Annotated in this window: 9 protein-coding genes; 4 read left to right on the plus strand and 5 right to left on the minus strand. The window is 59.2% G+C overall.

The annotated features are described in order from the left end of the window. Positions 1-875 precede the first annotated feature (875 nt). Positions 876-1,406, plus strand: a complete 531-nt coding sequence (locus OHL23_RS05180; protein ID WP_263350701.1) for a sigma factor-like helix-turn-helix DNA-binding protein — start codon at positions 876-878, stop codon at positions 1,404-1,406. A gap of 88 nt (positions 1,407-1,494) precedes the next feature. Here OHL23_RS05180 and OHL23_RS05185 read toward each other — a convergent pair whose 3' ends face one another. The 3 genes from OHL23_RS05185 to OHL23_RS05195 form a co-directional block, all read right to left on the minus strand. After that, the gene (locus tag OHL23_RS05185) at positions 1,495-3,024 is read right to left on the minus strand and encodes a PP2C family protein-serine/threonine phosphatase (protein ID WP_263350702.1); all 1,530 of its coding nucleotides are present in this window, start codon (positions 3,022-3,024) and stop codon (positions 1,495-1,497) included. Positions 3,025-3,334: 310 nt separating this feature from the next. Next, positions 3,335-6,016, minus strand: a complete 2,682-nt coding sequence (locus OHL23_RS05190) for an ABC transporter permease (protein WP_263350703.1) — start codon at positions 6,014-6,016, stop codon at positions 3,335-3,337. Further along, positions 6,013-6,372, minus strand: a complete 360-nt coding sequence (locus tag OHL23_RS05195) for a PadR family transcriptional regulator (protein WP_263350704.1) — start codon at positions 6,370-6,372, stop codon at positions 6,013-6,015. Before OHL23_RS05195 ends, OHL23_RS05190 begins: the two co-directional genes overlap by 4 nt. A gap of 101 nt (positions 6,373-6,473) precedes the next feature. On the opposite strand from OHL23_RS05195, the gene OHL23_RS05200 reads away from it, so the two are divergent. Genes OHL23_RS05200 through OHL23_RS05210 form a run of 3 tightly spaced genes read left to right on the plus strand, consistent with a single transcriptional unit; the run spans position 6,474 to position 8,901 of the window. Then, positions 6,474-6,839 carry a PadR family transcriptional regulator gene (locus OHL23_RS05200; protein ID WP_263350705.1) on the plus strand — a complete coding sequence of 122 codons (366 nt, stop codon included), beginning with the start codon at positions 6,474-6,476 and terminating at the stop codon, positions 6,837-6,839. Further along, positions 6,836-7,480: a hypothetical protein gene (locus OHL23_RS05205; RefSeq protein ID WP_263350706.1), complete on the plus strand. Its 645-nt coding sequence runs from the start codon at positions 6,836-6,838 to the stop codon at positions 7,478-7,480. The genes OHL23_RS05200 and OHL23_RS05205 overlap by 4 nt, the downstream gene beginning before the upstream one ends. Before the next feature lie 29 nt (positions 7,481-7,509). Beyond that, positions 7,510-8,901 carry a hypothetical protein gene (locus tag OHL23_RS05210; protein ID WP_263350707.1) on the plus strand — a complete coding sequence of 464 codons (1,392 nt, stop codon included), beginning with the start codon at positions 7,510-7,512 and terminating at the stop codon, positions 8,899-8,901. A 202-nt stretch (positions 8,902-9,103) separates the two neighbouring features. On the opposite strand, the gene OHL23_RS05215 is transcribed toward OHL23_RS05210, so the two are convergent. Both OHL23_RS05215 and OHL23_RS05220 read right to left on the minus strand, forming a co-directional pair. After that, on the minus strand, positions 9,104-10,009 hold the full coding sequence (locus tag OHL23_RS05215) for an undecaprenyl-diphosphate phosphatase (protein ID WP_263350708.1): 906 nt from the start codon (positions 10,007-10,009) through the stop codon (positions 9,104-9,106). 223 nt (positions 10,010-10,232) lie between these two features. Further along, on the minus strand, positions 10,233-10,748 hold the full coding sequence (locus OHL23_RS05220; protein WP_263350709.1) for a GNAT family N-acetyltransferase: 516 nt from the start codon (positions 10,746-10,748) through the stop codon (positions 10,233-10,235). Between the last annotated feature and the right edge of the window lie 318 nt (positions 10,749-11,066).

Below are 11,066 nucleotides of genomic sequence, written 5' to 3' on the forward strand. Positions count from 1 at the left end.
AAACTTCACTGGCAGCAATGGGAAGGGCAAATAAACCATTTCTTGCAGAAAATTCAGAATGGCCTGAATGCTGGCTTTTCAGGGATACCTTTTATTTCCTTCATAGGCGAATCCAGAATCTCTGAGTAAAGGATTGACGCCAGAGAAACCGGACCCTAGATTTATTTCACTTTCTCAAATACTGCCGGTGCAAATCTCTGAGCTCAAACTTGCCCTATGCGCGGAAGCGCAGGGCTGGAAATACATATCGATTGCAGCTTCCCGAGATCGCAATGCCGTCCGTGAATGAGGTTCCAGAATCTGTGCGCCATGAGCATGACAAACGATCAGGGAAGACCTGCCACCATCCCCCAGCCGGGCACCAGAACCCGGCGCGCTGGTTGCCTTCCCAATTACCCTGCGCGATGCGACACGAGCCGCCGAAAAATGAGCGGCCGAAGAACGATCCGCTTCACAAGCGAGGCAAAGCGCGGGTGAACACACACTACGGGAGAGAAAGTCATGGAGTTGCGCATAAACTTGAAGGTTTGCGAAGGTTGCGGTTGCCTATGGTATCGAACCCAAGTCGAGACAAGGGTCTATTGCACCCCTTGCGAGAATCGGTTCAAAGAGTTCCCTACGCCCCAAAGTCGCAAACGACCAGGTAGACCCAGAAAGACCACCCTGTCTACCGTATTCGCAGTACAGGCCTCGGCTCAATCCGACTGGGAGTTGGAAATTGCTCGAAGCCAGAAACCCGGCCTTGCCAGTCTTGATACCGCCGATTGCCGAGCGGTCCTGGAGCAGTCTCCCGCTCCGCTCGAACTGCTCCCGGCGCTGATGAACCCATTTGCAGCCTCCGTCTCTACCTGCAGCGTACTCTCTGGCGGTGCCCAGTGAGCGCAGCCCTTCAGATTCCTCTCATCTGGGCCGCGCAAAAGGATCCAGCGCCGCTCCAGCCTCCATTCATTGCATCCGCCGTCAACCACATCCAAAAGCAGCCGCCAAAAGGAGACACCCAAACCGCCGTCGCAGACGAATCGACTGTAGAGCCGACCGTTACCTACGCCTTCTATCGGAAACACACCGAAAAACTGCTTCGCCGCTATCTCTACGCTTCGCTGCAGGTAGGCCGGTCGCCCAACCTCCTAGGCGACTCGATAGGCCGGGGCTGGGTCTCCAGCCGTCGAGTTCGAACATTCGAAGACGCCCTCATCTTCGTCCTCGATGTGGAACGGTGTATCAACCGTCTCTCTGTCGCCGATCGCCAGTTGATCAGCCGCATCGTTCTCCAGGAATACACCCATGCAGAGGCCGCCGAACTCATCGGCATCAGCACGCGCTCCGTCTGCACCAAATTTCCCCAGGCTATCGACCGGTTAACGGAGCATCTCGTGAAAGCCGATCTGCTCATCCTCCTGGACTGAGCATTTTAGGTAAACATCGTGGCCCGGGTCTCGCATAGAGATCCGGGCCACGATGCTGGGTAGTGGGTCAGTTTGAAGGGTACGGGCTTCAGCCCCTACCCGTTACATCCCCTGCCACAATCAACAGGCTCCCATCGGTCTGGTCGGGAATGATCTGGAAGAAGTCACCGCCCACTTCGCGTGCAGGCCGGTACTCGCTCTCTATCGTGAAGCCTGGAACGGCTTCATTTTTCTCCGGAAGGATGACTTGCTGCACTTCACGTGCCGCGGCCATTTCGCCCTCAAGCACTGCTTGCTGGCGGCTAGTTCGTGCGGAGCGGAGCACCATAATGATGGCCAGCGAGAAAAAGAAGGCCAAGCCGTCGATGTCGTCTAGAGGCAGCTGCAGGATGCCGATGTGGAGTGCAATGAGCATTTGTAGAGCGTTGCTAGCGCTGTGAAGCGGAGGGAAGAGTTCGAGTACATCGAGAGCCAAGTAGGCATAGATTTCCATAGAATAGAAGAGCAACGGAATGAGGAGAATGCCCGCCTCGCGATTGCCGCACCGCATTCGCATCCAAACCAGCCATGGAAGAATGAAATCAAGGACGATCCCAAAGGGGAAGATGGAGTAATTGACGTAGAAGGCAGGGATATTGCCGTACAGGTTCCCCGCGGCTTGAAGGGCGAACCGAATCAGCAATGCCACTATGGCGAACAGCCACAGCAGTCGACTGAATCGCTCGCGCAAAAATGCCTGGAAAACGAGCAGGATGCCGAGTCCTTCTGCAATGTATGTAAGGGAAATGAGGATCGACCAGCTTGCCGGCAGGTTGCGAGTCGCCGTGACTAACGTAATCAATGAGAGTCCTTCGTAGGCTCCCAGCAGGAAGACCCAGAGATACTCAACCTGGTTCCGTTGTGCGATGAAGAGTGCCAGGGCCACCAAGCCGACGCCCAGGGCGAGAAAGCCGTAAAGGACGTCGGCCGCGCTCTCGCCTATGATCGTGAGCATATTTCGATCCCGCAGGACACCCTCATCTCCGACCGCGAGCCTAGCTGGGAAGAAGCCACGATTAGAACTTGTCCACCAAGTTTGTGGAGCGCGAGCTCGAATTGCGACGACGAGAAAGCCAGTGCGCAGTTCCGCTTCCGGGATGCGTACGATCATGCGTGCGTCACGTGTGTACGGCACGAAGGGTTCCACCCGGCCTGATTCCATCAGCTTTTGGCCGTTCACATAGACCTCAAACGCGCGGGAGATGAAATAGGCCTGCAAGGCCAATTTGGGGTCTGCAGCGGCGACCTTGATGTGCAGACGCTGCCAGACGACGTCTGGGTGATTGTGAGGAAAATATTCGCTGAGCCGCGTCTTCGAGTCGATAGGGAGCCACCTGGAGTCGTCGAAATCCTTTCGGGCCCAGGCGGGATTGTCGCCGGCTTGCACCAATCCCACGGTCCCGACCTCGGCCGGTTCCCGAATGTTGGTCGCGTCGAATGGGTGGACCGCCGAGCCAATTGCAGGTTGCGGCGCAGTCTGGGCTATGACGACAGAAACGGAAGCGATCAGGACGAGGCAAAGGGAAATGATGAGAAGGCCGGCCGGTGACGTGCGCATGCGCAAGGTCGGAAATTTCACGCGACCTCCTGAGGATTGCATTTAACCCTACCATTCCGCTGCGATGCATGCCAGACCGAGTTATCAAACAGGGGCCAAACCTGATTCAAGCCGGATGACAGGCGATACGGAATTGCTAGTTGACGCAATTCTTTTTTGTGTTCTTCAAGATATGGCTACTCAGCCCTCGAGCATCGGCGTGGAGTATAAGCGACTGGCGGTTTCCCATCCATGCCGCACAGAACGCGTTATGGATAGGGCACCCGCTCTTGTTAATGGGACAAAAAGACAGAAACTAGGTGCGCCAGGGCGGCCTTTAGAGGGCCTGAAGTTAGTTGTTGCGGAGGGCTACCATTGGGTCGATTCTGGAGGCTCTGCGGGCGGGGAGGTAGCCGGCGAGGATGGCTACTGCCAGCAGGGCCATGACTGTGCCTGCGTAGGCGTAGGGGTCCCAGGGGGATGTGGCGAAGAGCAGCGAGGCTATGAGGCGGGCGGCGGCGAAGGATGCGGCTGTGCCCAGTGCGATGCCGATCAGGGCGAGGCGCATTGTGCTTATCAGGACTTCGCGCTGGACTCGGCCGGTGGTGGCTCCGAGGGCCATGCGGACGCCGATTTCCTGGGTTTTCTGAGTTACCGAGTAGGAGATTACGCCGTAGATGCCTAGCGCGGCTAACAGGACTCCCAGCGCCGCGAAGATCGTTACCAGCAGGACGAAGAAACGGCGCGGCGAGACGGAGTGGTCGACGAGGGATTGCAGGGGACGGAATTCGGTGGCGGGCTGGCCGGGGTTGAGTGAGCGCAGGGCTCCGAGGACGGCTGAAGAGAGTGAGTCAGGGGCGATGCGGGTGCGGATTACGAGCGTGGCGCCTTCGGAGTCTGCGTTTTGGGTCATGGGGATGTAGACTTCGGGGCTGGAGACCTCTTCGAGACTGCTTTCGCGGACGTCGGCGATGACTCCGACGACCTGGACAGGGTTCTTGTCGACGCCGGTGGCGAATTTGCCGATGGGGTCTTCGCCCGGCCATTCGCGGCGGGCTGCGGCTTCGTTGATGACGATGACGTGCTGGGTGTCGGCTCGGTCGTGCCAGTTGAAGTCGCGGCCTTTGACGAGGCGCATGCCGATGGTGGGGATGTAGTTGGGCGAGACGAGATAGACGAAGACGGTGCTGTTGTAGTCCTTCGGGTAGGACTTGCCTGCGGCTTCGAGGCCCCAACTGCGGTTGCGGTCGAGGGGAAGCATGTCGGCTATGCCGGTGGATTCGACGCCGGGGAGGGCGTTGATGTGTTGCAGGAGGGTCTGCATATCGGCGCTGTATTTGGCGGCGTCTTTGCCGGGGTGGAAATCGATTTCCATGGCGGCGGCGTGGCTGGGCTCGAAGCCGAGATCGACGTCGAGGACGCGGAGGAAGCTGCGCAGGAGCAGACCTGCTCCGACGAGAAGCACACAGGCTAGGGCTACTTCGGAGACGACCAAGGTGGCGCGGAAGCGTTCGTGGCGGCGGCCTGCGCCCATGCCGGAGGCGTTGTCCTTGAGCGACTCCTGTAGGTTGAGGCCGGACATTTTGAAGGCTGGGGCGAGGCCGAAGAAGATGCCGAGTGCGAGGGCGATGAGGACGGTCCACGCGAGGGCTTCGCCGTCTACGCGGATGCTGCTGAGGAGTGGCAGGGCGATGGAGCCTTGCGTCGCGAGAGCGAAGACTACGGCGTAGGCGAAGACGAGTCCGAGGGCTGCTCCGGCGATGGCGAGGACGAGGCTTTCGGTGAGGAGCTGGCGGATGAGACGGCTGCGGCTGGCGCCCAATGCCCGGCGCATGGCGAGCTCTTTGCTGCGGGTGGCGGCACGGCTCAGTTGCAGGTTGGAGAGGTTGACGCAGACGATGAGCAGGATGAGTCCGACGGCGGACCAGAGGACGACGAGGGAACGGCGGAGTTTGCCGCTGACGTGGTCTTTGAGGGTCAGGAGATTGGAGGAGTAATCCTCAAACCAGTCGGGGTGCAGGGCTTTGAGGTGAGGGAAGAGGCGGTCGGCTTCGTCCTGAGCTTGGGCTAAGGGGACGCCGGGCTTGAGGCGTCCGACGACGGCCAGGGTGTTGCCCCAGGTGCGCCAAAAGTCCATGATGGCCGGGACGAAGAGGTCGACTTTGCGGCCGGGGGCGAAGACGGAGCCGAAGTCGAAGCTTTCGGGGAGGACTCCGACGATGGTGACTGGGGCGTTGTTGATTGTGACGGCTTTGCCGACGATAGCTGGATCGGAGTGAAACTGGGTCTTCCAGAAATACCAGGTGAGCAGGGTTGCGGGTGGGCCGCCTTTCTGGCATTCCTGCTCTGTGAAGAGACGGCCGAATGCGGGCTGGATGCCGAGGACCGGGAAGAAATTGTCGGCGACCTCGACGGCGGCTACCTGCTTGGGCTCGCCGGAGCCGGTGAGCTTGTATTGGAGAGAGTTGTAGAAGGTCTGGAAGCTGGTGACGGCTGCGAAGGACTGGTTGTTGCGCTGGAACTCCTGGTAGGCGTCGACGGTGTAGGTTTCGGCGGAGAGACCGGCGGCGGTGCGGGCTTTGTCTTCTATGCTTTTACCGGCGATGAACCAGACGAGCTTTTGCGAGTCGGGGAATGGCAAGGGGCGCAGGAGCAGCGTGTTTACAACGCTGAAGACGGCGACGTTGGCCCCGATGCCGAGGGCTGCGACGAGGATGGCGACGGTGGCGAAGCCGGGGTTGTTTTTGAGGGTGCGCAGGGTGTAGCGGAGGTCCTGGCGGAATTCGGTCCAGTAGTCGGTGAGGCGGCGACGGCGTTCCATGTGCTCTCCCATGCGTTCGCCGATGTGCTGGACGGCGAGGATGTTGCCGAACTGGCGTTCGGCTTCTTTGCGAGCGGATGTCGGAAGCCAGCCGCGTCGGATGAGGTCTTCGGTTTTGGAGTCGATGTGGAAGCGGAGTTCGGCTTTGACGTCGGCGGCGGGGTCGGGGCCGTGGAGTCTGTCGAATCTTCGCCAGATGGGGATATTGCTCATGCTTCCTCGGTCATTGGCGGCTGGGTTGCGCCGAGGACCTTGGCTACGGCGATGGCGTAGGCTTCCCAGGTCTTTGTTTCCTGGCGCAAGTGGCGGCGGCCCTCTTCGGTAAGGCTGTAGAACTTGGCTTTGCGGTTGTTTTCGGAGAGGCCCCATTCGGCTTCGATTAGATTCTTGCTTTCGAGACGCCAGAGCGCGGGGTAGAGAGTGCCTTCTTCGACGAGGAGGGCGTCGTCGCTCTGGCGGCGGATGAGGCTGGTGATGGCGTAGCCGTGGAGCGGTCCCCAGATGAGGGACTTGAGGATCAGAACATCGAGGGTGCCGCGAAATAAATCCAGCCGGGTCTTTTCCAGCATTCCATCTGCTCCCCTTTGATTTCATGGGAAGGATGGCATGGATTCCCCTTGGAATGCAAGGGGAATTTTAATGGCTCGAATTCCGAAGGAATCTGTTGCTGTTGACTGATTTCTTCGCTATTGTTGAGGATATGGCGGAACGGGCTTATCTGGGTGAGTTTGAGTTGATGATTTTGCTGGTGCTGATTGCGCTGGGCGATGACGCGTATGGGGTCTCGATTGCGCGGGAGCTGGAGCGGCATCGGGGGCGCGAGGTGGCGCTGGGCAGCGTGTATGCATCGCTGGAGAGGTTGGAAGGCAAGGGACTGGTGACTTCGACGCTGGGTGAGCCGATTGCGGAGCGGGGTGGGAAGGCGCGGCGGTACTTCCGGATTACGCAGGATGGTTTGCGGCAGACGAATGAGACGCGGCAGGTGCTGACGCGCATGTGGCGACGGCTGCCGAAGATGGAAGGAGAGAACGCATGAGAGCGGCTTGCCCACCGGCGGTTGCTACGTGGCTGCTGGATCATTTGTGCGCGGAACGGAACGAGGCGCTGGCGGGCGATCTGGTGGAGGAGTACTTTGGCGGGCGCTCGGCTGGGTGGTACTGGCGGCAGGTGATGGCTGCGATTGCGATTGGTGGCGCGCAGCGGGTGCGGACTGCGTGGCCTGAAGTGATGTTTGCGGCGTTTTGGACTGCGGTTTCGCCATGGTTGCGCTACGTGCAGATTCGGATGCTGGACGATGATGGGGCTGCGTTGCAACGGATCTGGCGGACCGATGGGCCGTGGGCTACGCGATTTGACAGCTCGACGGATGTGTTTGTTTTCCTCTCGGTGCTTTGGCTGGGCGTGACGCTGTATGTAGTTTTCTACTCCTTGCTCGGCGAGAGTTTCGATGTTTCGCGGCTTCTGCGTGCGCTTTTGCTGGTGCTGCCTGCGCTGGCGGGCTTCAGCGTCGTCGCCGCCGTGATTTCCGCGGGTGTTTCGGGTTTCGCGGGACCTGTTCCGTTGTTGATCAGAATGGCGCATGGGCCGTATGGGATGGTGTTCTTCGCTACGGCGGTTCCGTTGGTCTTGACTAGGGTTCGGAGCGGACGGGGCAGAGGCATGGCGATTCACGGTTAGGTCATCTCCGTTTCAGGAGGCGTGTTGCGATGCGGTCGATCTTTGGGAGCGAAGAGATTAATGCCGGTGGCTGGCCGCCGGTGATTGGCGGGCTGCTGGCGGCTATGGATGCGGCGTGGATTGAGTGCCAGAAGCTGCCAGCGCATGGGCATCTTCCGTTCATGACGCTGCTCGTCTCCGGCATGCGCTTTGTGCTGGCGCCTTGTGTTGCTGCGCTGGTGGCGAGCTGGCTTCTTTATCGAAGGATGGAGGAACCTCCGTTTGGATTTGGCCGGTTTGTGGTTCATGCGGGCGTGGCCTGGGTGTTGATTCCTCCGATTGGGCTGTTGCTGCGGATGGATTCGCCGATGGCGGTGTTGCTGATGGTGATGGCGACGCTGGTCTCTGCGGCGGCGCTGTTGAGGTTGTTTCCAGGGGTTGACCGGGCTACGGCGAATGAGGTGGATGGCGGGATGTTTGCGCTGTTGCCACCGCCGGATTCGAGGATTGGGCGGGCGTTTGTTGCGGCTTTGGCCATAAATGGGGCGGTGATTTTGTTTGTTAAGGGGCAGATCACTGCGACGGGATTGCTGCTGTCCGGGGCGGCTTGTTTGCTGCTGTGGCATTGGCGGTCGCTTGTTCCGGCGGATGCGCCGGCGGAGCGCAACGGGCGAGGTGCGGTTAGGATGGCGACGGCGTTTCTGCTGGCGATTCTGGTGACGACGATTACGCTAACGGTGTTGATCGATGAGCGGTGGCTGGGGCGTCCGGTGCAGGCGGCTACGGATGCGCAGAGGCAGGCAGATGAGGCGCGGCGCAGGAAGCAGCTCAATGGCGAGATCAGCTCTGGGTATACGGGGATCATTTTGTGGATGGTTCCGAAGAAGAAGGAGATTGTTGCGCCTGCGCCGCTGAGTGTTTCTATGGCTGCTGCTTCGAAGCGTCGGCCGCTGGTGATTCCGTTTGATGGGCCGTATTGGTATTTTCAGTATCCGCACAAGGCGCCGGGGCGGAATGCGCATAAGGCGCAGGGCGATCCGACGGGGTTCAATATCCGTTCGACGGACAGGTTGCCGCTGCTAATGGAGGCGCACCAGAGTCTTGGGTCGCCGGTGCCGCTGGCTTGCTGCAGTGCGCTGGATATCGATATACGGAATGCGGACAATGCGCGGGGAAGCGTGTTGCTGGGAGTGGTGCTGACGGACTCGCGCTCGGCGGGGAAGCCTTCGCTGTTGCTGGGCGGGCAGAGGGTGGTTTCGACCGAAGACGCACACTTTTCGATCAAGGATGCGCCGGTGGAAGAGGTGTTGCGATACCGGATTCCTGCGAGGCGGGGGATTCAGCAGTTCGATCAGATTACGGTGGTGTTTTTTCCTGACTCGGAGCGGTCGATCTTGGGCGCGAAGATTGCGATTGAGCAGTTTCGGCTGATGCCGCGGTGATGGGAGTTGGTTGAGAAGCAGATTCCCTCGGGGAATGACAGAAAGGGAGACAACGGCAAGAACAGGGCTGGCTTTTGTGGTTTTCCACCCATGTCGCGATGAGGCTGCGCCATGGATGGGGCACCCAGTTTTGTGGTTCGGGAAGAAAGAACAAGAACGGGGTGGGATACCTGGTTCTGTGGCTTGGGTTGATGGAAGATCTTTAGAAGCCTTTTGTATGGAGGTAGAAGACTACTCCGGAGGCTACCAGGCAGTAGATTCCGAACAAGTACCAGCGGCCGTTTTCCAGCCAGATGCTCAGCCATTTCAGAGCGACCAGTCCGGCTATAAATGAGAAGACCATGCCGAGGAGGCTGGCTGTTATCGAGCCGTGGAAGTCGATGGGCGCTCCGGCGGAGATTGCAGCGCGGTGGGCCTTTTCGAGGCGCAGCGCTTCGATGCCGACGACGGCTGGGGTGAGCACGACGGCCATGGCGAAGCTGAAACGCTCGGCGCGTTCCTTGGTGGCTCCGACTAACATGCCGGTGGAGATGGTGGAGCCGCTGCGCGAGAAGCCACGGAAGGGCAGTGCGAGGCCCTGGACGAGGCCCATCCATGTGGATTGGCCGAAGGTGACATTGCCGATGCCGAGGCCATCTTTAGGGATCATCTCGGGGATGACGTTGGCGAGCTGGCGGCGTTCGTACAGGCCAGCGATGAGGATAAGGACGCCGGCGGCGGCGAGGGCCGGCGCGATCAGGTCGAGGCGGCCGAAGAGATTTTCGATTTCGGCTTTGGGTGCACCGTGGAACATCGTCTTTTCGATGAGCTTCTTGATCGCTTCGCCTAGGATTCCGGTGATGGCAGTGGCCCAGAGGACGCGGACGGCGAAGTGATTGAATGCCTCCATCGAGGAGAAATAGGCCTCCTTCCAGGTCTTCCAGAAGTAGACGATGACAGCGAACATGGTGCCGGTGTGGAGCATGACGAGGAGCAGGGTCATCTGCGGAGAGGACGGATCGAGCCCCATGAGCTTTTCGGCCACGACGACGTGGGCGGAGCTGGAGACGGGCAGGAGCTCCGCCAGACCTTGAACGATTGCCAGTAGGATGACTTGAAAGATAGGCATGGAGTCAGTTTATGCGGTCAGGGCGGGGCGTTGATAAAAACTAAATAATTGATGGGTCCGACTGTATTTTTCCTAGTGCAGGCCGGAGGAAATAGGATTCGCGATTTCGTTCGCGATAACAAATCAGGATGGACTGGCAGGCTTTCCCTCAGGGGCTAAAGCCCGGTTAATTTTGCAGCTTTTCTGTACGAGCTAAAGCCCGTACCCTTCAACGAAGCGAGAATTAGAGGAGCGGGTGGAGGGATGGCCAGCCGAGGCAGGTGTCCGGCAAGTCCTTGCCGCCGATGTTGATGTTTTTTGATGTTACTGGGACTGCGCCCAGGTGTTTGTAGAAATCGACGGCGGAATTGGCTTCGAGGGCCCAGACGATCATGCTTTTGAGGCCCCGGGCGTGAAGACTGTCCGCGAGAGTGCGGACGAGTGCGCGGCCTGCACCTTGTTGCTGACGCTGCTGGAGAAGATAGATAGCGTAAAGTTCGCCGTCGTAGTTGCCGATGGGTTCGCGGATGGGGCCGCCGGAGATGAAGCCGAAGATGCCTGATTCGTCATGCGAGACGAAGATATCGTTGGTTTCAGATTCGAGTTGTTGTTGCCACCTTTGTTCGCCGTCTCCTACTTTCAACGATGCGATATAGGCCTCCGGGATGATTCCGGGGTAGGTGGTCTTCCAGCTTTCAAGATGGACGTGTGCGATGGCGCGGGCGTCGTTGGATTGGGCTGGACGAATCTGATAGGGCATGGGAGGGATTGTACGGTGAGATCTGGCTGGTAAGGGCGGTAACTCATTCAGGTTTGATGAAATCCCCCTCAGGGGCTAAAGCCCTTCGATATTGTTGGGCTGGATGTAAGGGCTAAAGCCCGTACCCTTCCAGGCGGTCCATTACCCTCGTGAGCTATTTCTGGACGCGACGCAGGAGTTGCGTCCTATAATGGGCCTGAATTCCAAATAGGAAATAACTCCTTCTCTATTGCTGCACCTGCCGGCTTTCCTCGGGTCATCTTCGGGTCTGCTTCATTAAGGATTTGGGTGGGGTGTCTTTGTCTCTGCGGCTTTGCT

Source organism: Acidicapsa acidisoli (assembly GCF_025685625.1).
GTDB classification, from domain to species: Bacteria; Acidobacteriota; Terriglobia; order Terriglobales; family Acidobacteriaceae; genus Acidicapsa; species Acidicapsa acidisoli.